The organism is Arthrobacter bambusae (assembly GCF_030812595.1).
Taxonomy (GTDB): Bacteria; Actinomycetota; Actinomycetes; order Actinomycetales; family Micrococcaceae; genus Arthrobacter; species Arthrobacter bambusae_B.
The window spans coordinates 94,866-121,161 of the sequence record NZ_JAUSSZ010000011.1 but is presented as its reverse complement, the minus strand read 5'-3'; the positions used below and the strand labels follow the sequence as shown (position 1 = coordinate 121,161).

The 26,296-nt window shown below is 63.5% G+C and carries 19 protein-coding genes and 1 tRNA gene; 9 read left to right on the top strand and 11 right to left on the bottom strand.

Annotated elements, in window-relative coordinates:
• Positions 1–424: 424 nt before the first annotated feature.
• From J2S96_RS15335 to J2S96_RS15325, 3 genes are read left to right on the top strand one after another with little or no spacing between them, the layout of a single operon-like run.
• Entirely contained in the window at positions 425–1,993 is a 1,569-nt protein-coding gene (locus J2S96_RS15335) for an NCS1 family nucleobase:cation symporter-1 (RefSeq protein WP_306865327.1), read from the top strand.
• 15 nt (positions 1,994–2,008) lie between these two features.
• On the top strand, positions 2,009–2,761 hold the full coding sequence (locus J2S96_RS15330; protein ID WP_306865324.1) for an aspartate/glutamate racemase family protein: 753 nt from the start codon (positions 2,009–2,011) through the stop codon (positions 2,759–2,761).
• Between the two features lie 18 nt (positions 2,762–2,779).
• Entirely contained in the window at positions 2,780–3,544 is a 765-nt protein-coding gene (locus J2S96_RS15325) for an SDR family oxidoreductase (RefSeq protein WP_306865321.1), read from the top strand.
• A 27-nt stretch (positions 3,545–3,571) separates the two neighbouring features.
• Here J2S96_RS15325 and J2S96_RS15320 read toward each other — a convergent pair whose 3' ends face one another.
• Together J2S96_RS15320 and J2S96_RS15315 are read right to left on the bottom strand one after the other, a co-directional pair.
• Positions 3,572–4,483 (bottom strand): glutaminase, encoded by a 912-nt coding sequence (locus tag J2S96_RS15320; protein WP_306865318.1) that lies wholly within the window; start codon positions 4,481–4,483, stop codon positions 3,572–3,574.
• A gap of 4 nt (positions 4,484–4,487) precedes the next feature.
• Positions 4,488–6,104 carry a PucR family transcriptional regulator gene (locus tag J2S96_RS15315; protein WP_306865314.1) on the bottom strand — a complete coding sequence of 539 codons (1,617 nt, stop codon included), beginning with the start codon at positions 6,102–6,104 and terminating at the stop codon, positions 4,488–4,490.
• A gap of 271 nt (positions 6,105–6,375) precedes the next feature.
• On the opposite strand from J2S96_RS15315, the gene J2S96_RS15310 reads away from it, so the two are divergent.
• The 3 genes from J2S96_RS15310 to J2S96_RS15300 all read left to right on the top strand — a co-directional run bounded on the left by J2S96_RS15310 (position 6,376) and on the right by J2S96_RS15300 (position 12,510).
• Positions 6,376–7,974: an amino acid permease gene (locus tag J2S96_RS15310; protein WP_306865311.1), complete on the top strand. Its 1,599-nt coding sequence runs from the start codon at positions 6,376–6,378 to the stop codon at positions 7,972–7,974.
• 14 nt (positions 7,975–7,988) lie between these two features.
• The gene (locus J2S96_RS15305; protein ID WP_306865309.1) at positions 7,989–10,886 is read left to right on the top strand and encodes an aminotransferase class I/II-fold pyridoxal phosphate-dependent enzyme; all 2,898 of its coding nucleotides are present in this window, start codon (positions 7,989–7,991) and stop codon (positions 10,884–10,886) included.
• 133 nt (positions 10,887–11,019) lie between these two features.
• A complete protein-coding gene (locus tag J2S96_RS15300; RefSeq protein ID WP_306865307.1) occupies positions 11,020–12,510 on the top strand; it encodes a cation:dicarboxylate symporter family transporter in 1,491 nt (496 codons plus the stop codon).
• 160 nt (positions 12,511–12,670) lie between these two features.
• On the opposite strand, the gene J2S96_RS15295 is transcribed toward J2S96_RS15300, so the two are convergent.
• The 5 genes from J2S96_RS15295 to J2S96_RS15275 all read right to left on the bottom strand — a co-directional run bounded on the left by J2S96_RS15295 (position 12,671) and on the right by J2S96_RS15275 (position 17,982).
• A complete protein-coding gene (locus J2S96_RS15295) occupies positions 12,671–13,306 on the bottom strand; it encodes a GntR family transcriptional regulator (protein WP_306865304.1) in 636 nt (211 codons plus the stop codon).
• Between the two features lie 36 nt (positions 13,307–13,342).
• Positions 13,343–14,809 (bottom strand): FAD-dependent tricarballylate dehydrogenase TcuA, encoded by a 1,467-nt coding sequence (gene tcuA / locus J2S96_RS15290; RefSeq protein WP_306865302.1) that lies wholly within the window; start codon positions 14,807–14,809, stop codon positions 13,343–13,345.
• Between the two features lie 103 nt (positions 14,810–14,912).
• Positions 14,913–15,299: a sterol carrier family protein gene (locus J2S96_RS15285; protein ID WP_306865300.1), complete on the bottom strand. Its 387-nt coding sequence runs from the start codon at positions 15,297–15,299 to the stop codon at positions 14,913–14,915.
• Positions 15,300–15,351: 52 nt separating this feature from the next.
• Complete coding sequence (locus J2S96_RS15280; RefSeq protein WP_306865297.1) at positions 15,352–16,368, bottom strand: asparaginase; 1,017 nt, start codon at positions 16,366–16,368, stop codon at positions 15,352–15,354.
• A gap of 36 nt (positions 16,369–16,404) precedes the next feature.
• Positions 16,405–17,982 carry a molybdopterin-dependent oxidoreductase gene (locus J2S96_RS15275; protein ID WP_306865293.1) on the bottom strand — a complete coding sequence of 526 codons (1,578 nt, stop codon included), beginning with the start codon at positions 17,980–17,982 and terminating at the stop codon, positions 16,405–16,407.
• 242 nt (positions 17,983–18,224) lie between these two features.
• Between J2S96_RS15275 and purD the strand changes: the two genes are divergently transcribed.
• On the top strand, positions 18,225–19,535 hold the full coding sequence (purD, locus tag J2S96_RS15270; RefSeq protein WP_306865338.1) for a phosphoribosylamine--glycine ligase: 1,311 nt from the start codon (positions 18,225–18,227) through the stop codon (positions 19,533–19,535).
• Between the two features lie 3 nt (positions 19,536–19,538).
• A complete protein-coding gene (locus J2S96_RS15265; RefSeq protein WP_306865290.1) occupies positions 19,539–20,474 on the top strand; it encodes a phosphoribosylaminoimidazolesuccinocarboxamide synthase in 936 nt (311 codons plus the stop codon).
• An 82-nt stretch (positions 20,475–20,556) separates the two neighbouring features.
• Here J2S96_RS15265 and J2S96_RS15260 read toward each other — a convergent pair whose 3' ends face one another.
• Positions 20,557–21,843, bottom strand: a complete 1,287-nt coding sequence (locus J2S96_RS15260; RefSeq protein WP_306865287.1) for a helix-turn-helix domain-containing protein — start codon at positions 21,841–21,843, stop codon at positions 20,557–20,559.
• Between the two features lie 137 nt (positions 21,844–21,980).
• Here J2S96_RS15260 and J2S96_RS15255 point away from each other — a divergent pair, with 137 nt between their 5' ends.
• Positions 21,981–22,205, top strand: coding sequence for a hypothetical protein (locus tag J2S96_RS15255; RefSeq protein WP_306865284.1), 225 nt, complete (start codon positions 21,981–21,983; stop codon positions 22,203–22,205).
• Positions 22,206–22,491: 286 nt separating this feature from the next.
• Here the strand turns inward: J2S96_RS15255 and J2S96_RS15250 are convergent.
• The 3 genes from J2S96_RS15250 to J2S96_RS15240 all read right to left on the bottom strand — a co-directional run bounded on the left by J2S96_RS15250 (position 22,492) and on the right by J2S96_RS15240 (position 26,296).
• A tRNA-Pro gene (locus tag J2S96_RS15250) sits at positions 22,492–22,568 on the bottom strand.
• Between the two features lie 84 nt (positions 22,569–22,652).
• On the bottom strand, positions 22,653–24,470 hold the full coding sequence (locus J2S96_RS15245) for an ABC transporter ATP-binding protein (RefSeq protein WP_306865282.1): 1,818 nt from the start codon (positions 24,468–24,470) through the stop codon (positions 22,653–22,655).
• Positions 24,467–26,296: an ABC transporter ATP-binding protein gene (locus J2S96_RS15240; RefSeq protein WP_306865279.1), complete on the bottom strand. Its 1,830-nt coding sequence runs from the start codon at positions 26,294–26,296 to the stop codon at positions 24,467–24,469. Before J2S96_RS15240 ends, J2S96_RS15245 begins: the two co-directional genes overlap by 4 nt.

The following is a 26,296-nucleotide window of genomic DNA, read 5'->3' as shown; positions in this document are numbered from 1 at the left end:
GGCAGTCTCTTCCGGATCACGATCAGGCAGCTGGGAAGTCAACCCGCTAAGGATGTGTGAGGTCTCTTCTCCTGCAGCCACGTCCAACCTCTCTTCATTGAATGTCTGGGCGCTTGCACTGTAGTGCGCGCTGAAACGTGTGTGGAAATTTCGTATTGTGAGAATTAAATTCTGTCTTTCGAGATTAGCTAGGCGTTTGCGAAGCGTCAATCTCGCCCGGCGAAGGCCGGCGGCTACAGGGCCCGCAGCCCCCGCGCGGCCGTTTGTGACCGCCGCGGGGAGTGCAGCCCTTGACCAAAGGTGACCTAGCTCATAAAGTTATTTCACTATTCAATAACTAGATTCCACGATGCGAAAAACCTTGATTCCTCTCACAGCGTCCCGGAAACCTAGTTGCAGCACCACAAAGAAGTGGAGATCCCCGATGCAATCGACTCCCCCGGTCGGCGTCACGACGGCTCCGGAGCAGACCATACTGCCAGGCAGCTCGGCCCATCCGTCAGTAGGAACTGAAACCCTGTGCGATGTAGCGTCCGTCGCCGCGGGCCGCACCATTAGCCCCAGCCTCTATAACCTCGACCTTGCCCCCACGAAAAAAGAAGGTAGACGCTGGACCAGCTACAGCATCTTCACCCTCTGGGCCAACGACGTCCACAGCCTTGGCAACTATGCCTTCGCCATCGGCCTCTTTTCGCTTGGCCTGGGTGGGTGGCAGATCCTCGTCGCCCTGGGCATCGGCGCGGTCTTGCTGTTCACCCTCCTGACCTTCTCCGGATTCATGGGCCAGAAGACGGGTGTCCCTTTCCCTGTGATGAGCCGGATCAGCTTTGGCATCCGCGGCGCACAACTGGCCAGCCTGGTCCGTGGCGCGGTGGCTATCGCCTGGTTCGGAATCCAGACATACCTTGCCTCCGTGGTGCTCCGGGTCATGCTTGTCGCCATGTTCCCTGGACTCAAGGACATGGACGCCAACTCGATCCTGGGCCTGTCCACCCTTGGCTGGATCGCCTTCGTGTCGCTCTGGATCGTCCAGCTGATCATCGTCAGCTTCGGCATGGAGATGATCCGCAAGTACGAGGCCTTCGCGGGACCCATCATTCTCGCCACGATGCTTGCCATCGCCATCTGGGTTTTCGTGGAGGCCGGGGGCGCCATCCAATGGTCCGGCATCAAGGGCCTCGAAGGAGGGGAAATGTGGCGCACGATCTTTGCCGGCGGCGCCCTCTGGGTCTCCATCTACGGAACCTTCGTCCTGAACTTCTGTGACTTCACCCGTTCCTCGGTGTCCAAGAAGTCGATTGTGCGTGGTAATTTCTGGGGCATCCCCATCAACATGCTCCTGTTCGGCTCGATCGTGGTCATCATGGCCGGCGGCCAGTACAAGATCAACGGCAGGATCATCGAAAGCCCCTCGGATATCGTGCAGAGCATCCCCAACACGCTCTTCCTCGTCCTGGCCTGCCTCGCCCTGCTGATCCTGACCATCGCGGTGAACCTCATGGCGAACTTCGTGGCACCGGTCTACGCGTTGACCAACCTCTTCCCCAAGCACCTGAACTTCCGCAAGGCGGCCTGGGTGAGCGGCACCATCGGCCTGATCATCCTGCCGTGGAACCTCTACAACAACCCCTTGGTGATCGTGTACTTCCTGGGCGGACTCGGTGCGCTGCTCGGCCCGCTGTTCGGCGTCGTCATGGCCGACTACTGGCTCGTTCGCCGCGGTAAGGTCAACGTCCTCGACCTGTACACGGACCATCCTTCGGGTACCTACTTCTACAAGCGCGGCGTCAACCCCCGGGCGGTCGCCGCAATGGTTCCGGCCGCCGTCGTCGCCGTCCTTATCGCGTTCATCCCGGCACTGGAAGAAGTGGCGCCGTTCGCTTGGTTCTTCGGCGCGGGCATCGGGGCGTTGTGCTACTACCTGTTCGCAGACAGGAAGCAACAGCATACCGACGTCTCCGGCGAGCCGATCGCCGTCGTCAGCAACCACTAGAGCCAGGAGGAACCCATGCGCATCCTCGTCGCAAACGTCAACACCACCCAATCCATGACCGACTCCATCGCAGCCCAGGCACGAAGTGTCGCGGCTCCCGGTACCGAGATCATCGGCATCACCCCGCGCTTCGGCGCGGACTCCTGCGAAGGGAACTTTGAAAGCTACCTCGCGGCCATCGCGGTGATGGACCGCGTGGTCAACTACCCCGAACCGTTCGACGCTGTCATCCAGGCCGGCTATGGCGAGCACGGCCGCGAGGGACTCCAGGAGCTCCTCGACGTGCCGGTGGTGGACATCACCGAGGCCGCGGCCAGCACGGCGATGTTCCTCGGCCACAAATACTCCGTGGTCACCACCCTGGACCGCGCGGTCCCGCTGATCGAGGACCGCCTCAAACTTGCCGGGCTTGACGACCGTTGCGCCTCCGTCCGTGCGAGCGGCATGGCCGTGCTGGAGCTGGAGGAATACCCGGACCGGGCAGTCAAAGCAATTGTCGAGCAGGCCGAACGCGCCGTGCGGGACGACAAAGCCGAAGTCATTGTCCTCGGCTGCGGCGGGATGGCGGGCCTCGACGAACAGATCCGCCAGCGCTGCGGAGTTCCGGTAGTGGACGGAGTGGCCGCGGCAGTGACCGTCGCCGAGTCGCTTGTCCGTCTCGGACTGTCCACGTCCAAGGTCCGGACTTACGCCACACCGCGCCCCAAGACCGTCATAGGCTGGCCGTTGACTGTAACCGACACCGCCACGGCGCCCGCCGCAGGTTAGACAAAGCAGGAGAACCGAGTGAGCGAAACCATCCCCACCCAGCCCCGCGTCGCCGTCGTGACCGGGGCGGGGTCCGGGATCGGGCGGGCGGTCGCCCGGCTTTTCCTCGCGGAAGGCTACAACGTTGCCCTCGCGGGGCGACGGGAAGCGCAGCTTCTCGAGACGGCTGACGGCCACCCGGAAGCGCTGGTGGTGCCGTGCGACGTGACTGCGCCCGACGACGTCGCGCGCCTTTTCGCCGCCGCCCGCCAACGCTGGGGGAGGGTGGACGTCCTCTTCAACAACGCGGGCATCTTCGGTCCCAGTGGCGGAGTGGACGAGATCAGCGTCGCTGACTGGGAGGCGACCCTGGCGGTCAACGTCACCGGATCCATGCTGTGTGCCGCCGAGGCTGTGCGGACCATGAAAGCGCAGGAGCCGCAAGGCGGCCGCATCATCAACAACGGCTCTATTTCCGCGCATTCGCCGCGGCCATTGTCCGTCGCGTACACGGTGAGCAAGCACGCCATGAGCGGCCTGACCAAGAGCATTGAACTGGACGGACGTGCCTATGGCATCAGCTGCGGGCAGATCGATATCGGCAACACGCGTACCGAGATCATGGACACCATCGGCGTGGGCTCGGGTGCGCTCCAGGCCGATGGGACCCGCCGGGTGGAGCCGATGTTCCCGGTGGAGGACGCCGCCCGCGCGGTGCTCATGATGGCCGACATGCCGTCGTCGGCAAATGTTGGTTCAGTGGTGGTGACCGCGGCGGGGATGCCGTTCGTGGGGCGCGGCTAACTGGCCTTGGTTGAACGACCGGCCCGGTCAGAAGATCGACCAGCCCGTCCGGGTGGTGAACTCATCCAGCGCGGCAACGCCGGCCAGCGAATTCCCCGATCGTCCCAAGCCCGGGCTCCACACGCACACCGTGCAGTTGCCCGGCACCACGGCCACGATTCCGCCGCCCACGCCGCTCTTGCCCGGGATTCCCACGCGGTAGGCGAATTCGCCTGCCGCGTCGTAGGTGCCGCACGTGAGCATGACTGCATTGATCCTCTTGGTCTGTGATGGGGAGAGCAAGGCCGTCCCGTCCGCGCGCAGCCCGTTGTTGGCCAGGAACCTGCTCGCAAGGGCCAGATCTGTGCAGCTCATTTCGAGTGCGCACTGGTTGATGTAGGCCTCAAGGACCGAGTCCACGGGGTTTTCGAGGTTTCCGTAGCTGGCCAGGAAGTGTGCCAGCGAGGCGTTGCGGTGACTGTTCGCTGCCTCGGACGCGGCCACCTCGGGGTCGGTGTCGAGGGAGGGGTTACCGCTTTCCTGCCGAAGCAATTCCCGGACGGGAGAGGGCGAGCTGCCCGCAATGCTGAGCAACCTGTCCGTGACAACCAGGGCCCCGGCGTTAATGAAGGGATTGCGCGGAATTCCGTCTTCGTGTTCGAGCTGCACGAGGGAATTGAACGGGTTTCCGGAGGGTTCCCGGAACACCCGCTTCCAGATGTGGTCGCCGTCCCGGGCCAGCACCAACGCGAGGGCATAGACCTTGGAAATGCTCTGAATGGAGAAAGGCACGTCAGCGTCGCCGGAGGAGACCACATCGCCGTTGGCGGTGGCCACCGAAATGCCGAATTGCTTGGTATCCACGGCGGCGAGGCTCGGGATGTAGTCCGCGGGCGCCCCTTGGCCGAGCAAAGGCCGAACCGTGCCGACAATGTCGTCGAGGAGATTCTGGAGGTCCATGTTCTTAGCGTCGTCCTTCGGAGTGGGTCCACAGCCTGAGCTGAAGATGCGCGAGCAACCGTTGCTCTGCGGAGGAGAGATCGATGCCGGCTACTTCGCACGCGCGCCGCAGCCGGTAGTGCACCGTGTTCCTGTGGACGGCCAGCTCCTCCGCGCAGCGATTCACATCCCCGAAGAATTCAAGGTACGTCAGCAGCGTTGTCGCGAATTCCGGGTACCGGCTGCACAGTAGGGTGATGCCGCCATGCCGAAGATCGCTCCTGGAGGCAAGCAGCGCCAGCAATTCCTTCGTCAAAACGGTGGTTTCCACGTCGGCGTAGGACGCCACATGGATCGAGGGTGTGCTTTCCAGGACCTTGAGAACGCTGCGGACGTGCTCAAGGGTGCCGTGCAGGGCGTCCAGGCGTTCGACGACGGGCCCGACGGCGGCCTGCACCTGGCAGTGGAGGTGGACCCTTGCGTCCCTCACAATGACGTTGATGAGGCGGTTGATGGCCGGCGGGGACTTTATGGGGTCGAGGTCGGGAAGAACCATGGCAATTTCCAGACCGATGGCTCCCACCACGGCACCTGGACGGTAGGCGGCCGCATGGATCGATGCCACATTGGCCAGCTCGCCGCGTCGCAGTTGCAATCCTGCTGCGGACTCGTCGTCGCCTTTGGCGGAAATCAGGACGAGGACGGCCGGCTTGGAGGGATCGATACCTGCAGACTGTGCCTGGGCGTGGATCTGGGCGGTGCCGCTCAGAAGGCTGGAGATCCTGTCTCGCCGTAGTGCCTGGGACTGCTCGTTGCGGTGCCGGACCAGTTCTATGGCCGCGTGGCGGGCCGCTCCAACCATGAGCTTGTCCGTGTTGGGAGCGAGAGGTTCCTTCCCTTCCTGAAGCCAGATGTACCCCAGGATCCTGTTGCCCGCGTGGATGCCGATCGCCACCCGTTCCCGGAGGCCTTCCGTCGGGTTGGCTTCCATATGGATGGGAGCTTCGGCCGCTTGCAGGTGCTTGTAGACACCCGACTCCTTCAACAGTTTTTGGTAACGCTCCGGCCCGCGTCGGGCCAGGATGGAGAGCCTGCGGAGTTCATCGACGTCGTTGGATGCCGGTGAGTACGCCAGGACGCGGTTTGCCGGATCCTCAATGACCACGTGGCCGTTGGCCAGTGTCGCGGTGGTCTGGGCGATCGCAAAAAGATCCCTGTGCATGATCGTGGAGGCGTCGGTGGAAAATGCAGGCTCCTGGATGCGGTTCTTGGCGATGCCCTCCAGCGCGCCCCAGCTCATTGCCGGGGACACGGCGATTAGGCCGATTCCGGTGGGAAGCAGCACTTCCCTGACGGCGTCCAGCTCCTCCTCGTTCCCTTTCACCGCGACTGCGGCGGGGTAGTCCGGAATGAGCCTACGAACGCTAGGCAACGCCGCACGGCCCCGGACTCCGATCAGCAGGACCAAGCTCCCGCGTTGGACTGGAGTCTCGTCCTCGGCGTCCGCGATGACCGTTTCACGAACCGTGCCATTGTCCCTTCCAGGAGGGACCAGCAGCTGGCCGTTGTCGACGCCAAGGTCTTCAAGTATGTCGCTGAGCATGGCGCCACTGACATGCTCGGCAGATTCAAGGGGTGCCACCCGTATTCACTTCCTCTAAGCGGCCTAACCGCGCTCACAGCTTTGAACATTACTCGCACTCTGCGGGAACCGGATTGTCATCCAAGCACAACGGGGATCGGACGAATTTAGCTGGCCAGACAGTTCCTTCCCTTGCGCCGGAACCTAGAGTTGTTTTCCGTCCCCCCCTCTGGCGATTCAGCAGTGCCGCTGTGATTCCACGCGAGCCGGGGGACAAATCCTGGAGCATGCAGCCGCACCCGCGGAACCGGAGTCAAAGGAGACCCCTGGAATGAAACGCACACTGAACCAGCCTGCGCCGAGCCCGATCGCGGGGGCCCGGATTGCCGGGCTTGATCCCGCTGATTCGCTGGAAAACAACCGGGAGCTTGTTGGCGACCGTTCAACCGCCGCGCAGGACTTTTCACGTGAGGATGCTGGTTATCACAAGACGCTCAAGCCCCGCCAGATCCAGATGATAGCGATCGGGGGCGCAATCGGAACGGGCCTCTTCATGGGGGCGGGCGGCCGATTGAATGGTTCCGGTCCGGCCCTGGTCCTGGTCTACGCCCTTTGCGGCTTCTTTGCGTTCCTGATTCTGCGGGCCCTCGGCGAACTGGTCCTCCACCGGCCATCCTCAGGCTCGTTCGTGTCCTATGCGAGGGAGTTCTACGGCGAGAAGCTTGCCTACGCGGCTGGCTGGTTGTACTTCCTGAACTGGGCCATGACGTCGATTGTCGATGTCACGGCCGTGGCGCTTTACGTCAAATTCTGGGGACAATTCTGGGAGCCGCTGCAAACGATCCCACAATGGCTTATCGCACTTTGCGCCCTCGTCATTGTCCTGGCCCTCAACCTCGTCTCCGTGAAGATCTTCGGAGAGATGGAATTCTGGTTCGCGCTGATCAAGGTAGCGGCGCTGGTGGCTTTCCTCGTCGTCGGGGTCTGCTTCATCGTCTTTGGCGGGAAGACCGACATCGGCGCTCCCGGACTGGGCGTGATCCTGGACAACGGCGGAGCCTTTCCGACGGGGGCGGTGGCGCCTTTGCTGGCAATCAGCGGCGTCGTGTTCGCGTATGCCGCGATCGAACTTGTCGGTACGGCAGCAGGCGAAACTGCCAACCCGGAAAAGGTGATGCCCAAGGCAGTCAACACGGTAGTCTTCCGGATCGCGCTCTTCTACGTCGGTTCCGTGCTCCTGCTCTCCATGCTCTTGCCGTTCACTGCGTACAAAGCCGGCGAATCGCCCTTCGTCACGTTCTTCTCGCATCTTGGGGATCCACACGCCGCCGCCGTTTCGGCGTCGGTCATGAACTTTGTTGTGCTGACGGCGGCTTTGTCGAGCCTGAACGCGGGGCTGTACTCCACAGGGCGGATTTTGAGGTCCATGGCGGTCAATGGCTCCGCGCCACGGTTCACCGCCAAGATGAGCAAATCGGGGGTGCCGTATGGCGGCATCCTGTTGACAGCAGTGATCACCCTGCTTGGCGTCGGCCTGAATGCCCTGGCGCCGTCCAAAGTGTTCGAGATTGTTCTCGAGGTCTCTGCGATCGGGATCATCGGCGGCTGGGCAACGATCATCTTGTGCCACATCAAGCTTCAGGCCTGGGTCCGGCTGGGCAAGGCCGTTCGTCCATCGTTCCGGCTCTTCGGTGCCCCCTTCACGTCATACCTCACACTCGCCTTCCTTGCCTGTGTCCTCGTTACGATGGGCTTCTCGGAGACTGGGCGGTGGGTCCTCGCTTCCCTACTGCTCCTGATACCCATGCTCATTGCCGGCTGGTTCGCTTGCCGCAAACGCATCCTCGCGGCGGCCGAGGCCCGTCGCGACCACACCGGAGACCTGCCCGTCGTCGCAGGCTCCTTCGCCCAGGGCGGCCGACGCTCCTGATGCAAAACGAATTGATGGAAAGCGGAACCACGTTGCCCGGCATGACGGCACGAAACAACAGCGCCACCCTGACCAAGCAAACCGCCCTGGGCAAGCGAAGCCAGGTCAACAACCGAGCTCCAGGGCGGGAGATCGGCACGCCCAGCAGCGCGTGGCGTTCGCGTGCTGATGCCTGGGAGTTCCTCGGGTATGCCTTCAAGCAGCTGGCAAAGGTCGGCCCGGGAACGCCGTCGCACTCAGGCCTGCGGGACCAAACCGTCCAGGCACTGCGCCTGCTCCAGGCCACGGAACTGTATTGGGCGGCGCCGGGGAGCGCTGCGTTGGCGCCGCTACTCGCCTGCGTGGACTCCGGTGATTACGCCGCCGGACTGGAGCTGATCCACGGAGTGTCCCATCTGCTGCCTTCCGCCAGTCCCGCACCAATCAGTCCCGCGCCAATCAGTCCCGCACCAATCAGTCCGGCACCGCTCCGCCCGGACCACGCCGGCCCGGGCCGAGTGGACCCGGGCCAGGCGGATCCGGAACAGCGGCAGCCCTGGGCCGGGCGCTCCATGCCGGGTGTCCAGGACGAAGGGTCCGCGGTGCCACGGCCTGCGAGCGAGCGTCCCCGGTTCGAGGTCCTGGTTGTCGACGACATCACCGAACAAGAAGGCGAAGCGCTGAAAGCGGAAATGCTGGCCCAAAGGAGGCCGTCCGATGCCTTCACGTATGAGCTCGTCGTGGTTCCCAGCTACGAGGATGCGCTGGTTGCCTTGCTTCTGAACCCTGCCATCCAGGCGTGCATCCTCCGCCCGGGATTCGCCATCGGCAGCAGCCAGCCCCTTGGCCGGGATCTGAGGAAGTACCTTTCCGGCCTGGTGAGCCCCGAACTTTCGGGCATGCCACCGCTGGGAAGGTTCCTCAGCCTGGCGGAACAGATCTCCGAGTTACGCTCCGAACTGGATGTGTACCTGGTAGCCGGAGTCGCCATGGAGAGCCTCGCGGGTTCACTGACGAAGCGGTTCCGGAGGATTTTCCGCCGGCAAGACAATCTCGACTTGCACCTTTCGCTGTTGTCGGGCGTCGCCGAGCGCTACAGGACCCCGTTTTTCACCGCGCTGCAGGAATACAGCCGGCGGCCTGCCAGCGTTTTCCACGCCTTGCCGATCTCTCGCGGCGGCTCTGTGGGGAACTCTCCCTGGATCCGCGACATGGCCGATTTCTATGGCATGAACCTTCTCCTGGCCGAGACATCCGCGACGTCGGGAGGACTCGATTCGCTGTTGGATCCGCATGGATCGATCAAGGAGGCCCAAGATTTGGCGGCGCGGGCTTTCGGTTCCCAGAAAACGTTCTTCGTCACCAATGGAACATCCACCGCCAACAAGATCGTTCATCAGTCGATCCTCGCTCCGGGGAATGTCGTCCTCGTCGACCGTAACTGCCACAAATCCCACCACTACGCTTTCGTCCTCGCCGGAGCCCAGGTGGCCTACCTGGACGCCTACCCGCTGGACAAGTTCGCGTTCTACGGTGCCGTTCCACTGGCCACCATCAAGGCCCGGTTGCTGGCCTACCGACGTGCCGGGCGCCTGGACGAAGTCAAGATGATCACCCTGACCAACTGCACCTTCGACGGCATCGTCTATGACGTCGAGCGCGTCATGGAAGAATGCCTGGCCATCAAACCGGACCTCGTCTTCCTTTGGGACGAAGCGTGGTTCGCCTTCGCCCGGTCCCACCCCGTCTTCCGGCGCAGGACAGCCATGGCCGCGGCGAAGAAGCTTGAGGCCTCTTTCAGCGATCCCGGCTATGCCGCCAGGCATGCCGAACAAGCGGCATCGCTCCACGACGCGGTGACTGGCGCGCCGGCCGATGATGAACTCTGGCTCAAGACCCGGCTTATCCCGGATCCAGCGAAAGCGCGGCTGCGCGTCTACGCCACGCAGTCCACGCACAAGACCCTCACCTCGCTACGTCAGGGATCCATGATCCATGTCTTCGACCAAGACTTCAGCGAGCATAACCAAGAGTCGTTCCGCGAGGCATATATGACCCATACCTCCACCTCGCCGAATTACCAGATCCTCGCGTCCCTGGATATCGGCCGCCGCCAAGTGGAACTTGAGGGGTTCGGCCTGGTGCAGAAACAGGCGGACCTGGCGACCATCGTTGCCCAGGCGGTGGCCCGGCACGCCCTGCTGAAGAAATACTTCCGGGTCCTCACGTCGAGGGACCTCATTGCGGCGCCCTATCGGGAAACCGGCAGCGCCATGCCGCTACGGGACGGGCTGGCTGCACTGGCGGACGCCTGGCTGCACGACGAGTTTGTCGTCGACCCCAGCCGCCTCACGCTGGACATCAGCCGGACAGGGATCGACGGCGACACTTTCCGGCACCGGTATCTCGCCGACAAGCACGGCATCCAAGTCAACAAGACCTCCCGTAACACCGTGCTCTTCATGACCAACATCGGCACGTCGCGGAGCGCCGTCGCCTACCTGATCGAAGTCCTGGTCAAGCTGGCCGAGTCTTTCGAAGAGGCACGGCCGGCGCGGAAAACGGCAGGCGCCGGTCTCGACGAGTGCCTCCCTGGAGCCACTCCGCCGCTGCCCGATTTCAGCAGCTTTGCAGACCGCTACCGACGCGATCAGCTCAGCCCCGATGGGGATATCCGTGCCGCTTACTTCGAGAGCTACAAGGATGGAGCAACCACCTACCTGTCTGCCGAGGACATCAAAGCCAGGATCGAGGGAGGCGAGGAGGTTGTTTCGGCCGGATTCGTGACCCCCTATCCTCCGGGCTTCCCGATTCTCGTCCCGGGACAGGTGATCACGTACCGGGCGCTGGAGTTCATGGCTGCCCTGGATACCCGGGAAGTCCACGGCTTTGACTCCGAGCGAGGGTTCAGGGTCTTCACAGGCAAGGAGTAGAGAGGCGCGGGTCTGGATCATCCGGATTCCACATTGTGAAAATTGAATTTCCCCTTGTGGAATGGTGTGAGCGGGATTACATTGATTTCATCCCCGAAATCGGGGGCTGTTCCCAAATGATTGGTTCAGATCAATGAAGTTTCCAGACTCTGCGGCGCTGAAGGCGAGTTCGGCCCCGCGGAAGAAGAAGCCACTGTACAAGTCGCTCTTCTTCCAAATTCTGATCGCCGTCGTCGCGGGTGTGCTCATCGGCCATTTTTGGCCGAACATCGGGTCCACCCTCCGGCCACTGGGCGATGGTTTCATTCAACTCATCAAGATGATTATTGCCCCGTTGATTTTCCTCGTGATCGTCACGGGCATCTCGGCCGTGGGCGACGTCAAGGCGGTCGGAAGAGTCGGGGTCAAGGCACTCCTGTACTTCACAGGCGCCACGCTTTTCGCACTCGTTTTCGGCCTCATCGTCGGAAACCTTGTCCAGCCGGGCGCTGGACTCCACATCGATCCGAGCACCCTTTCCCAGGATGCGCTGAATGCCAAGACGGGAACGGCCCCGCCCAAGGATGCCGCGGCCTTCCTCCTTGACATCATCCCCACCAGCGTCATCGGGGCCTTCGCGAGCAACAGCCTGCTCCAGGTCCTCTTCTTTTCGGTCTTCTTCGGCGCGGCAATCGTCGTCATCGGCCGCGAGCGCTGCCTTCCGGTTATCAGCCTCATGGAAACGCTGCTGGAACTGATCTTCAAGATCATGTCCTGGATCATGAAAGTGGCGCCCATCGGTGCCTTCGGTGCGATGGCGTTCATCATCGGCCAATACGGCTTGGACACGCTTGGCACGTACGCGCTCCTGATCGCCTCCTGCTATGGTGCGGCCTTGGTCTTCATCGGACTGTTGTTCCTCGTCGCCTGGAGCTTCGCACGCGTCCCGCTCTGGCAGTTCCTCAAATACACCCGCGAGGAATTCCTCCTGGCGCTCGGCACGGCCTCCACCGAAGCCGTCATGCCCCGGATCATGACCAAGCTCACGAACGCCGGCTGCTCCCGCGCGACCACAGGCCTCGTGGTCCCGACGGGGTATTCATTCAACCTCGACGGCGCCGCTATCTACCTGTCGATCTCGCTGCTGTTCCTTGCCCAGGCATTCGGACACCACCTTGATCTCGGCCAGCAATTAGCCGCCCTCGGCGTGCTGCTCCTGACCTCGAAGGGCATGGCGGGCGTTCCAGGATCCTCGTTCCTGGCCCTCTCAGCCACGGCCGCCGCGCTGGGCATCTTCCCGGTTGCCGGTGTTGCCCTGCTCCTGGGCGCCGACCGCCTCATGGACTCCATGCGGGTCGTCGTCAACCTCCTCGGCAACTGCGTTGCGACGTTCATCGTCGCCAAGTGGGAAGGCCAGTTCGACCGTTCCGTCATGGTGCGCGCCTTCCGTGGCGAAATCACCAACGAGGATTCCGCCATCATGCTCGGAGCCGAAGCGATCTTCGAAGAACAGGAAATCGAACGCCTCAGCGAAGGACGCGAGCCATCGCCGAAATTCCGGGGCGGCCCGAACCCCGACGCGATCCCGCAGTTCGAAATGATCAAGCCGGGCCAACACCGGAGCCCCTCGGTCAGCCCCGACTGATATGAAATGCGAGGTGGGCCGGGTTCCTTGTGAGCCTGGCCCACCTCTTGCGCCGACCGATGTCCTGCGCCCGACTTTCGGGTTACCTGTTGCGATGGAGTAATGCAGGAGCATCGGCCGGCGGGCCTGGTGGGGAACGTCCCCGGGTCGTGGGTGCGGGCTATAGCGTCCTAGGGTCCGCGGCGTACATCTTCAACCTGATGGCCAAGGCCTCTGACATGTGGCGGGCGGCGACCTGGCCCGCCAACTCGGGGTTGTTCTCCTCAATGGCGGCGAGCAGTTCGGCATAGTCAGCCAGCACCACGGGCCACCTGCCGGGGTAGGTCAAAGTCGTGAGGGTGTACCGGCGGACCTGCTGGTCCAGGCGCTCCAGCAGGCTGATAAGCGATGGGCTGTGGGTGGCGTGCCAAAGCTGCGTGTGGAAAGCACGGTTTGTTTCCGCAAGGGTTGGTCCATCATTGATGTCCAATCCGCGCATTTTCACAAGCAGCGCGTCGAGCGAGCTCTTGTCCAGGGCCGTTGCCTTGAGTGCAGCTTTGGAAGCGGCAGCCTGTTCAAGGATGATTCTCGACTCGTAGATATCGATGATTTCCTCGGCCGAATGCGTGCGGATCACCACCGCTTTGCCGCGCCTTTCGACGAGCCCGTCCTGTTCCAGCCGCTGCAATGCTTCCCGCACGGGGGTTCTCGAAGCACCATAGCGCGCAGTGAGCTTGGCCTCCGTGAGGGGCTCGTCAGGGGCGAATACGCTCGCCAAAACGTCGTCGCGCAGCTGCTGATGAATGGGCGTGGTCAATTATTCCTCTTTCCGTGTGGTTTCGACAGCTCGGCCTCAGGCGACGCAGCCGGCCCGTCGTCCGAAGACAGCTCCTGCTGCAAGCCCGGAACCGCCGGGGTAGTTTCCGCTGAACAATCCGCCCAGTGCTTCACCGCACGCGTAGAGCCCCCCAATCGGCTCAGCGCTTTCGGTCAGCACGCGGCCCCAGGTATCAGTCTTCAGGCCTCCGAAAGTGAAGGTGATCCCACAGGTGACGGGGAAGGCGTAGAACGGACCGGTGGAGATGCTGCGGGCCCAGTTGCTTTTCGGCGGTTGGGTATCCGCCCGGCGGCCGTCCTTGACATTGGGGTTGAAGGCCGGACCCTCGCTGATCGACTCATTAAAATCCCTGACAGTCTCCTCGAGGCCCGTGACACTTATGCCGGCTTTCTCGGCCAGTTCGGCCAGGGTTGGCGCAGTGACCACGGAGACCCCCGGCATGTCGTATTCCTCGGTCCGGAGCATGGGACGGGACGAGGCGTCGAAAATCTGGAAAGCAGCCGATCCCGGCTGGGCAAGGATGTCCCGGCCATACCGCGCGTAGGTGTAGTTGCGGTAGTCGGCGCCTTCGTCGACAAACCGCTTGCCCTCGTTGTTCACCACGATCCCGAGCGGGTATCCACCGCGGGTCAGCTGGTTGGTGAGCTCAAGGTTGCTCTCGTTCTCCGGATGCCACGCGTCCCAGGCCACGCTGTGGCAGCTGGACCAATCGCCGCCCTTGGCCGCGCCTGCGTCCAAGGCGGCTACGATCATCTCACCGGTGTTTCCGGGGGTGCCGCGCACCTTCGCGTTTTGCCAGCCCTCGCCCAAGTATTGACGTCGGAGACCCGGTGCGGCTTCAAAGCCCCCGGACGCCAGAATTACCGATTCGGCCCGGAACTCGCCTTCTCCCGAGGAAGTGCGGTAGCGGACTCCGCATACCCGGTTCTCTTCCAGGATCAGTCCGGTTGCCGCGCAGCCGTAGATAACTTCCACGCCCAGGCGCTTTGCGGCCGCCCGGTGGTCAGCCATGAGCCCTTTGCCGCCGCCGACGTTGCCAACGTGGAGTCCTCCCCAAAAAAGATAGCCGCCCTCCTCGGTCCGGTATGCCTGCCGCTCATACATCAAGCGGTATTTGAGGCCCATGCCCTGAAGCCAGCGCAAGGTCGGGTTGCTCTCATTGACCAGGACCCCGGACAGTTCGGGGTCATTCCGGCCGTCCGAGACCTTCCGCAGGTCAGCCAGATACTCGTGAGCGGCGTAGGCGGGAACTTCGCTGACGGCGTGGCGCTCATCCGGTTCCACGAAATCGATGAGCTCCTCAAGCCCGTTGTGGGAGATACGGGTGGCACCGGCGGTGTAGAAGCTGTTGCCGCCGGAAGAGGCCTCCTCGGCCTTTTCAAGCAGCACAACTTTGCGTCCGCGTTCAGCGGCGGCGAGCGCCGCCGCGAATCCCGCGTTGCCGCCCCCAACTACCAAGACGTCGCTTTTGATCATCATCATTCTCCTCAGCTCCATCGCTGCATACGATTGTATACATAGATATGCTGGTGAATGTAATGCGGCATGAGAATGTGCTTTGCCGGCTGCCTTGGAGACCGCTTTCCTAGAACAGCGGCAGTAGCTCCGACAAATCCGCGCGCAGGCCCGATGCGGCTACCCGTCCGGCGTCGACCGCGGCCTCCCAGCTCAGGCGGCCGGTCACCATCGCGAGCCAGGTGGCGGCGTCGCACTCAATGACGTTAGGCGGCGTTCCGCGCGTGTGTCGGGGGCCCTCCACGCACTGGGTGACGCCGAAGGGCGGCACCCTGACTTCCACGGAGTTGCCTGGGGCGCGGGCGGTGAGTTCCTCGAGCGAGTAACGTACCGCGGTGGCCAGCCGAGTGCGCGACGGCGGCGTCGCAGGCCCTGTTTCTTGTCCGACGGCGGCCTGCCATGCGGCCAGTGCCGCGCGCCCTTCCTCAATGTCGATTCGGCGTCGTGCAATTGCCATGGTTCGCATTTCCAATCAGTCCAGCAACTCCAAATCAGTCCAGCAGCGCCAATCAGTCCAGCAGCGCCGAAACGGCATGGCCCAAGCGGATCCTGCCAACCGAGTGGCCACCGCCCAGGACAGGCTCCACTACCTTTTCGAGCACGCTCGAGACGCCGGGAATATCCACGGCGCCCGCAACGGCGAGCAGCGTCAGCCCGACCAGCGTGGCCGCGCGGGGATTGCCGTCCAGGATCTTGACCGCCGCCGAGGCGCCGGTGGGCGTTGCCAAGACCAAGACACCTTCCGCCCCGCCCTTGGCGAGCACTTCAAGTTCGTCCATGACGATGGTGTTCGCCTCGCCGCGGCCCTGCACTGCCCACGGATAGTCCAGCATGGACGTGGCAATGGTTGCCGCACGGGCGTTCGAGCTTTGGTCCTGCGGAGCCTGGGCCAGGCGCGAATAGGCCCGTGCCAGCCCGGTCAGGGAAAGGGCGGCGACCGGCGCCCCGCAGCCATCAATGCCCAGGTGGGCGATCTTTTCGTCGCTGTATTCCTCGATGACGGACCGCACGCGCTGTTGCAAAGGATGGTTGGGCTCCAAGTAACTGTGGGTGTCCCAGCCGTTCTCGGTGCAGGCCCAGAGGAACGCAGCATGCTTGCCTGAACAGTTAAAGGCCAGCTTGGACTTGCCGTGCTCCGAACGGATCAGCCAATTGCGGGCGACTTCGTCCTGCGGCCAGGCCGAAGGGCATTGCAGCTGTTCTTCCTGGACGCCGGCAGCTTTCAGCATGCCTTCCACCACGTCCATATGATCCAGTGAGCCCACATGGCTGGCGCAGGCCAAAGCCACCTGTGCGCCGCGCAGGGGCACCCCCGACTGCATGGACGCGAGGGCCTGGAACGGCTTGAGCGCCGAGCGGGCGTAGATGGGCGTGGTGATGTCGCCGAGTTGGGTCACCACGGAGCCGTCGCCGGAAAGGACCACCGCGGAACCGATGTGGCGCGATTCGATGAAGCCGCTGCGTTCGATCACTGCCAGTTCGACGGCGGACTCAACGCTGAAGGTTTCGTGCGAACTCAAGGGCATGATGCAAGTCTAGGGTGAAGGAACCGTCTTCCCGGGCTACTCCACGGTGACCATGACGGACTGCCATCCCGAGGCGCCGTCAGGCACAGGATCCGCCCGCTTTTCGGTCTGGAGATCGCCGGTTCCGTCCGTGGCCCGCACCTTGATGTAGTGGGGTCCCGGAGTGGCGTCCCAAATGAAGGACCACTGCCTCCACGTCACAACGGACGCCTCCGCGGCCAGGGTCGCTTCTGCCCACGGACCGTTGTCGATCTGGACCTCCACCTTCATGATGCCACGGGTCTGGGCCCAGGCCGTGCCTCCCAAAGCGACCTTGCCGGCAGTCACTTTGGCGAAGGACTTGGGTACTTCCAGGCGGGCCATGGTCTTGATGGGACCCCGTTCGGACCAGCCGCGGGTGGTCCAATACGCTTTTTTGTCCGCGAACCGGGTGACTTCCAGGTCCACAACCCATTTGGTTGCGGAGACGAAGCCGTAAAGGCCCGGAACCACCATGCGCACGGGGTAGCCGTGTTCCAGCGGGAGGGGTTCCCCGTTCATACCGATGGCCAGGATGGCGTCCCTGCCGTCCTGGAGCACTTCCAGGGGAGTGGAGGCGCTGAAGCCGTCGATCGAGGTGGAGAGGACCATGTCCGCGCCGGGTTTGGGACGGGCTTGTTTGAGCGCGTCGCGGATGGGCATGCCAAGCCATTTGGCATTGCCGGCCAGGTTCCCGCCCACGGGGTTGGACACGCAGGTGAGGGACACATGGGTCTCGATCAGTTGGGCGTCGAGCAGATCCTGGAAGGTCAGCCGGACCTCTTGTTCCACGAGCCCGTGGATCCGCAGTTCCCAGTCCTGGGCATTGATCTCCGGCACGCTCAGGGCGGTGTCGATCCGGTAGAAGTCCTTGGCCGGGGTGAGCCAGGGGGTGACTCCGGGCGTCGGGGACTGGACACCCGCCGGAACGGGAGCAGCCGCCCGGGCGGGAGCGGGGAGCTTCAAAGAATCCCGCGCCTTGGCCACATTGCTGCGCGCCGCGCTCAGGAACCGGCCTCCTCCGGCTGCGATGGCCGCGGCGGCAACGGTAATGCCGGTAGCGGCGAAGAAAGTTCGGCGGGACGTGGCGGGACGTTCGATGCCTTTGGCCGCCGTGTCCGCAGGAGCGTCGGGGAAGGACTTCATCCGCCAGAGCAGTGCCACCAAGAGGCGGAGGACCACGAGCCCGGCCGCGGTGCCGATCAGGCTCGGGATGGAATCCATGGGCTTCACGCTGGCCCTGGTCACCACGGCGGCCACGATCACCACACCCATGCCCAGCACGCCCAGCACGCCCAGCGCCCAATTGCGGAAAGCCACGACTCCAAGCACGCAAGCGAGCACAAAGATGGTCAGGCCCATGCCCACAAACAGTGCAGCTTTGTCATTGGTGCCGAACGTGGTCACGGCAAAGTCCTTCATCCACGGCGGTGTGAAGTCGATGAACGTGGATCCCAGCGCAATGACGGGTGTGGCCCGGGCCGTAAAGAAGGCGCCGATCAGTTCCGCAACGGAAAGTACGACGCCGGCAGCGGCCACCCCGGCCAGTGCTGCCAACGCCGTGGGTCCCCCGAGCCAGTTCCTGATCTTCTTCATGCAGGTTGTTCGTAGCGGAAAGCCCCCGAGATGGGTTGGACATGCTCCCTCTTGGTGATTGGTGGTTGGTGCCGGAGGGACATGCCCTGCGTTGGTGCTCAGGAGTGGGCATATCAGTGTTATGTCCGTTGGTCAGGGCCAAGGGTGGGCATGCTCACTCGTGGAGCTCGGGAAGGGTGGACATGTCCAGTCGTAGACACAGCTTAGGAGTCCCGCCCCCGCACAAAGTACCCTTGAAGACTGTGAAGGTACTCGTCATTGGCCCCGGCGGCCGCGAACACGCAATTGTCCGCTCCTTGCTCAAGGATCCCAACGTTTCCGAAGTCCACGCGGCTCCGGGAAACGCCGGCATCGCCAAGCTGGTCCCCACGTACGCGATCGATGGGAACAACCCCGGCGCCGTTGCAGCGCTTGCGACAAAACTGGCGGTGGACTTGGTTGTGGTGGGCCCCGAAGCCCCGCTCGCGGCAGGCGTATCCGATGCCGTCCGCGAGACGGGCATTCCGGTATTTGGTCCCAGCAAGGCGGCGGCGCAGCTCGAAGCCTCCAAAGCCTTCGCCAAGGAAGTCATGGCCGAGGCCGACGTGCCGACTGCCATGGCCCGCGTGGCGACAAACGCTGAAGAGGCTGCTGACGCACTGGACACTTTCGGCGCTCCCTATGTCGTCAAGGATGACGGACTGGCCGCCGGCAAGGGCGTAGTGGTCACCGACGACCGTGAGGAAGCACTCGCCCACGCCCAGGCATGTTTCGATGCCGGCGGAACCGTGGTGATCGAGGAGTTCCTGGACGGGCCCGAGGTCTCCCTCTTCGTGCTGTGCGACGGCCGCACGACGGTGCCGCTGTCCCCGGCCCAGGACTTCAAGCGGATATTCGACAACGACGAAGGCCCCAACACCGGTGGCATGGGCGCCTACACTCCGCTCGACTGGGCGCCCGAAGGCCTGGTCCAGGAAGTCATCGACCGCGTGGCGCAGCCCACGGTCGACGTGATGGCAAGCCGTGGAACTCCGTTCGTAGGCGTCCTCTACTGTGGTTTGGCCTTGACCTCCCGCGGCACGCGCGTCATCGAGTTCAACGTCCGTTTCGGCGATCCCGAAACGCAGGCCGTCCTGGCTCGCCTCAAAACTCCACTCGGGGCCCTCTTGCTGGCGGCCGCCAAGGGCGAATTGGACCAGGCCGAAGAGCTGCGCTGGTCGAAGGAGTCGGCCGTCGCCGTCGTCGTCGCCGCCGAAAACTACCCGGACAAGCCCCGCACGGGGGACCGCATCCGCGGCCTGAACAAGGTGGACGCGCTGGAAGGCGTCCACGTCATCCACGCCGGTACCAAACTGGACGACGAAGGCCGGCTTGTCTCCGCAGGCGGCCGCGTGCTGGCAGTTGTGGCGTTGGGCACGGACCTCGTCGAGGCCCGCGAGCGGGCATACGACGGCGTGGAGCTGGTCCAGCTCGACGGCGGACAGTTCCGCACCGATATCGCCGGCAAGGCTGCCCGCGGCGAGATCCACGTGGTCTCCCCGGCCACCGGTTCCATCCCGAACGTGAAGGCCTGAACCATGCCTGAAAACACTGCCAAAGGCCTGCAGGCCGAAACCCTCGACCTCCCGGGGTGGAAGCACTTCTACTCGGGCAAGGTCCGTGACCTCTACGTTCTGGCGGACGATTTCAGCGGGGCCGAATCCGGCCAGGACCGCGTTTTGGTGGTGGCCAGCGACCGTATCAGCGCCTATGACCACGTCTTGAGCAGCGAGATCCCGGACAAGGGGCGGGTCCTCACGCAGCTGAGCCTGTGGTGGTTCGAGCAGCTTGGCGTGGAGCACCACGTCATCGCGTCCACGGCCGCCGAGGGTGTGCCCGCGGAAGTTGAGGGCCGCGCCATGATCTGCAAGCGGCTGGAGATGTTCCCCGTGGAATGCATCGCCCGCGGGTATCTCACGGGTTCCGGCTTGGCCGAGTACCGCCAGTCAGGCACCGTCTGCGACATTCCATTGCCCGAGGGCCTGGTTGACGGCTCGCGTCTCGAGCACGCCATCTTCACCCCTTCCGCCAAGGCTGACGTCGGCGAACACGACGAGAACATCACGTACGACGACGTCGTTGCGATCGTGGGTGACGACATCGCCGCGCGCCTGAGCGAACTCACGTTGAAGATCTACACCCGCGCGGAAGAGATCGCCCGGGGCCGCGGCATCATCCTGGCCGACACGAAGGTTGAATTCGGCATCGATGTCAATACCGGCGTCATCACCTTGGGCGATGAGGTGCTCACTCCGGATTCCTCGCGTTTCTGGGATGCCTCCACGTACGAGCCGGGCAAGGCGCAGCCGTCGTTCGACAAGCAGTTCGTGCGTGACTGGCTGACCTCTGCGGAATCGGGCTGGGACCGCTTCGGTGACACCCCGCCGCCCGCATTGCCGGCCGACGTCGTGGAGAAGACGCGCGCCCGCTACGTGGAAGCCTACGAGAAGCTGACCGGCAGGACTTTCGCCTAGGCCACAGGGTGCAGCAGGTATGTGAAGAGCCCCGGACCGTCTGTGAGCGGTTCGGGGCTCTTCACATGTGTTCGTCGCGGCCCTAGCTTGCGCGGGATGACTGCGCGCTGCCGCCGGGGCCGGCCGCCGCCCGGCGCTCAGCCAACCGGATCTCCAGTACGGAGTCCATGGCCTGCTGGACGCGGTCGGCTGCGCCCGCGGCGGTGAAATCGCGTTGGGCTTCTTCGAGATGGACCAAGGCGTCAGCGTTTTCACCGGCCGCCTTGAGCGCCTTGCCGAGGAGGAAGGCGACTTCGCCTGCCGTGTGCCGGGCCAGGACTTCACGGTCCGCCTGGATTTCGCGCAACTTGGCAATTGCTGCCGGGATGTCGCCCGTCAAGTAGAGCCAGCGGGCGCGGATGAAGGCAACCTCCAGCTGGTCCGTCCTGTTTCCGCCCACAATGGACAGGGCGAGTTCGGCCCGTTCAATGGCCGAAAGGGTCTCCGGCTCCACGATTCCCGAGGAGAGCCGTACCGCCGCCGACGCCTTGTTGAAGCGGGCCCACAGTTCAATGTCATTGGCGGGGGAGAGTAGCTTCGCGGCACGCTCGTGATGCTTGATGCCTTCGACATAGTCGTGGCGCATGAAGGCCACGTTTCCCACAACCCAGGCCACTTCGCCCGCGAGCTGCGACATCGAATGGTCGTCCATCTGGTTGATCATGGCCTGGCAGTACGTCCAGGCTTCGTCCAACCTGCCACTCTCGGCCAGTGCTCCGATCAGTGCCCGGTGCGCCCCGATGATCAGGGTTGAGCCTTTGGGCAGCTGCTCGGACAGCCTCACGGCTTCCTTGGCGTGCTCGACGGCGGTGGCCAGCTGCCCTTGCCCGTGGCAGACAGCGGCAAGCATCTGCCGGGCTCGGACCCCCAGGCCCGCAGATTCCGTAGCCATGGGGTGTTCCAGGAGATGTTGGATGATCTGCTGGCACTCCTTCAACTGCCCCTGCTTCATGAGGCATTCAGCCTGCATGTAGGTCATATTCCACCAAGCGCTGGTGTTCTTTGCCTCGAGCGCGATTTGGGCGGCGGTTGACGCGTGGCTTGCGGCCAGCGGGTAATCCCTCAGATCCCAGGCTTGCCTTGCGTACAGCCCCGCAAGCACGTATTCGGCGTCACTGACGGACACGGGCTGGCTCCAGGCTTCCAAGGCTTTTGGTGCTAGTTCCAGACGGCGGGCGAGTTCCTCAATAACCTCGGCCGTAGGCTCCCGACGGCCGGTTTCAAGAAGCGAAATGTAGCTGGGAGAGTAAAGGTCCCTGCCCAATTCAGCCTGGGTCAGCCCACGTTCGAGCCGTTCGGCACGGAGCTTTTCTCCGAATCCGTTCCCCACAGGTTCCTCCTAGAGGCTTGTCTTTGCCTGTCTTTACGCTTAAAGCTTGACAGTCGCTGTGGAAAACATTTTACAATGAATGTCAACAGGGACCGCGTAATTTCCGTAACGAATCCGACTCGCATTGAGGAAAAATTATGTTGAAGAAGATCGCTGCAGCAGTGGCCTTGGCTGGCGCTCTTGCATTCTCCGCCGCGGCACCCGCCGTGGTTTCCGCAGCCCCTGTGGCAGACACCGTCAGCACGGTGCTCAGCATTGGTAACTGGCCGGACCCGATGAGTGTGGTCTCCCAAGCTATCGGTAACTGGCCTGATCCCATGAGGGTCTCGCAGGCTATCGGTAACTGGCCCGATCCCATGTAGTCGAAGCTTGACGGGGCCGCCGGAGATCCCGGCAGCCACGGATAATTCAAACGAAGTGAAGAAGTCCCCGGTTGTGAAATCGACACACCGGGGATTTCTTTTGCGCGAAGAGCGCCCGGCCATGATATTAACCAGCATTGCGTCGGGGTTGTTAACAACACTTGTCTCTAAACCGTGGGCGGCCCAGGGTAATCCGGTCGGAGAATGTCTTGTGCGTTTTTCGGCGATGGTCGAAAAACTCGTTAAATAAAGTAGAAGGCCTCCGAGTGGAAGGCCTTCTACCAATTGGTCGGGATGACAGGATTTGAACCTGCGACCTCTTCGTCCCGAACGAAGCGCGCTACCAAGCTGCGCTACATCCCGATCCGCTGCGAAAGCAACTGTTCAAGAATAGCCGATCCCTCCCCGGATGCGAAATCGAAGGGGGGCACCGGGGGGAGGCCGGACTCAGACCAGCGAGTCCTTCCAAGCGCCGTGCAAGCGGGCGAACCGGCCTCCGCCGCCGATGAGCTCGGCCGGCGTGCCGTCCTCCACGATGCGTCCCTCGTGCACCACCAGCACCCGGTCCGCGGTCTCAACGGTCGAGAGCCGGTGGGCGATGATGATGGCCGTCCGCTCGGAGTCCGTTCCGGAAAGCAGGCTGCTGAGGCCGGCCTGCACGAGCCGCTCGGACGGAATATCAAGCGAAGATGTCGCTTCGTCCAGGATGAGTACTGCCGGGGCCGCAATGAATGCGCGGGCAAAGCCGATCAACTGCCGTTGCCCGGCGGAAACGCGGCCGCCCCGCTTGTTGACATCCGTGTCGTAACCCTCAGGCAAGGCGGAGATGAAGTCATGTGCCCCTACTGCCCGGGCAGCTTCTTCAATCTCCGAGCGGGTAGCCTCCGGTCGTCCCAGCGCGATGTTCTCCGCAACGGTGCCGCTGAAGAGGAAGGCCTCTTGGGTGACCATCACAACGGCGCGGCGCAGGTCCGCCGTCGAGAGCTCCCGGAGGTCGACGCCGTCGAGGGTCAAGGATCCTTCGGTGACGTCGTAGAAGCGGGCGATCAGCTTGGCCAAGGTCGATTTCCCGGCGCCGGTCTGTCCAACGAGGGCAATGGTCTGTCCGGCGGGAATGTGAAGGTCCAGCTTGGGGACCACCACCTTGCCGTTGCCGTAGCCGAACTCCACGCCACGGAAGTCGATTTCGCCGCGGGCATGGGGCAAGGGCACGGGGTTCTTGGGCGGCCGGACGGTGGGAACTTCTTCGAGCAGCCCGGACACCTTCTCCAGCGCGGCCTGCGCGCTCTGGAAGGAGTTATAGAACATCGCCATCTGGTCCACGGGCTGGAAGAAGCGCTTGGTTGAAAGGATCAGTGCAAGGAGCACACCCACCGCCAGCTCTCCGGAGAGCACCCGGAATCCGCCGAACAGCAGGACTACGGCCACGCACACATTGCCGATCAGGACCAGGCCCGGTTGGAAGACGCCGTTGAGGTTGATGGAGCGGACCGTGACTTTGCGGTACTCCTCCGAGAGCTCGGCATAGCGTCGGGCGTTCTCCGGCTCTTTCCGAAAGGCCTTGATGGCCCGGATTCCTGTCATGGTCTCCACGAAGTGCACAATCAGCCTGGCGGACACAACACGCGATTCCCGGAAGGCGATCTGCGAGTGCTTCTGGTACCAGCGGGCCAGGAAGTAAGCGGGCACGCCCGCGGCGAGCATGAGGAGCCCGCTGCGCCAATCGAGGGCAAATACCGTACATGCCGTAAAGAGCATGAACAGGATCCCGGAAGCCAGCGAGCTGACGCCCGAATCGAGGAGTTCACGCAGCGCCTCGAGGTCCGAGGTCTGGCGCGCGATGATCCGGCCCGAGGTGTACTTCTCGTGGAACTCCAAGCTTAGACGCTGGGTGTGCCGGAAGACCCGCACCCTCAGGTCAAGGAGCATGGACTGGCTCAGCTTCGCCGTGGAAGTGACGTAGAGGGCAGTCAAGACCGCCGTTGCGACGGCCGCGGTCAGGTACAGGACGCCGGCCAGGACCAGCGGCATGTTGTTCCCGGCGAGCAGGGCGGGAAGTGCGTGGTCGATGCCGAAGGCAATAATCGCCGGCCCGGCAACCCGGGTGGCCTGGGAGAGCACCACCATGCCCAGCGTCAGCCAGAAGCGCAACCGCACCGGGCGGATGAGCGATCCCAGCAAGGCTACCGACCGCCGTCGTACTGCTTTGCTGTCGCTGCGGCTCAGGTGGGCGTTATCTTCATTGGCGGTTCCGAACGTGCTCATCGGCGTCCCTCCCCGGCTTGGTCCATGTGCTGTTCCGAATCCAGCTCATGTTCGAGTTCGTCGAGTTCGAGGTCGAGGTCCTTCGGAGCGGAGTCGAGGCTGGCGATCACATAGCGGTAGTGGGCATTGTTGGCCAAGAGCTCCGTGTGGGTCCCGACAGCGGTGATGGTGCCGTTTTCAAGCAGCGCGACGCGGTCGGCGAGGGCAACGGTCGAGGGCCTGTGCGCGACGATGAGCGTGGTGGTGTCGCTGAGGACTTCGCGGAGCCTCGCCGTGACGAGTTCTTCGGTGTTCACGTCCAGGGCCGACAGCGGATCATCGAGCACGAGGATCCGGGGCTTGGTGGCGATGGCCCGGGCAAGCGCGATCCGCTGCCGCTGCCCACCGGAGAGGCTCAGGCCTTCTTCTCCGATGAGGGTCTCGACGCCGTCGGGCAGCGAATAGGCGAAGTGCGCCTGCGCGACGTCGAGCGCTTCCTCGAGGGCATCCTCGGAAGCGTCGGGCGCGCCGAGCAGTACGTTTTCCCGGACCGAACTGGAAAACAGCGTGGTGTCCTCGAAGGCGACCGCCACGACGGTCCTCAGTTGCTCGACGCTGAAATCGCGAATATCGACGCCGTCGATCGTCACCGACCCTTCGGTCACGTCATAGAGCCGGGGGACGAGCTGGAGCAAGGCACTCTTTCCGCTTCCGGTGATACCCACGAGCGCCATGGTTTCCCCGGGACTGATGTCGAGGGTGATGTCGTGCAGGAGCCGGTCGCCGTCGTCGAAACCGAAAGCGGCTCCCTTGAAGCTCAAGGCCCCGAGCAGCTCCGTGGGGGTTCGGGGTTCCGCCGGGCTGTTGATGGTGTTGGGCGTATCCATGACCTCGAAGTGGCGGTCGAGGGCGGTCTTGGCGGTCAGTGCCATGGCCAGGAGGGTCCCCGAGAATTCCACGGGCGCCGCAACCACCGCTGCGGTGGCGAAGAACGCAACGAGGGAGCCGATGCTGAGTTCGTGGGTGGACACCAGCAGGATGCCCGCCACGAGCCCGACGCCGAGCGCCAGTTCGGGCAAGAGCGTCACCACCAGCGTGAAGGTGGCTTGGTGCTTGGCTTTGGCGATCTCGGTCTGCCTCAGCTCCTCGGCCTGCTCGTTGAAGTTTTCCAGCGCTTCGCGGCTGCGCCCGAATGCCTTGAGCACGCGGATGCCGTGAACGGACTCCTCAACCGTGGTGGCGAGGTCGCCGGCCTGGTCCTGGCTCAGGCGGGTCACCAGGCTGAAGCGGCGGCGGAAGCGGAAGGAATAGACCATGATGGGTACCGCGGCGGCCAGGAAGATCAAAGCCAGTTGCCAGCTCATCGAGAACATCGCCACGACGCCGATCACCACCGTCAAGGTGGTCACCACCAGCATGATCGTGCCGAACGCCATCCAACGCCGCAGGAAGTTCAAGTCCGTCATCGCGCGGGACAGAAGCTGGCCGGAACCCCAACGGTCGTGGAAGGAAACGGTGAGGTCCTGCAAGTGCCCGTAGAGGGACACCCGCATCCTCGATTCCACCGTGGTTGCGGGATTGATGACGAACTGGCGCCTCAGTGCCACAAGCCCGGCTTCAGCGATGCCGAGAGCCAGCACCACGGCGGTGGCAGTCCAGACCGCGTTGGTGGGGCCGCCAGGGTGGAGGGAGCCGTTGATTAAAACGCGCAGGACCTGCGGAATGGCAAGCGCCATGATGCTGGCCAGCAAAGCGCTGACCAGCCCCATGAAAAGCCGGGGCAGGATCGGCTTGACGTGTGGATAGAGACGTTTGATGGAGGTGAAGAATGAAGTCTGTTTGGCCAT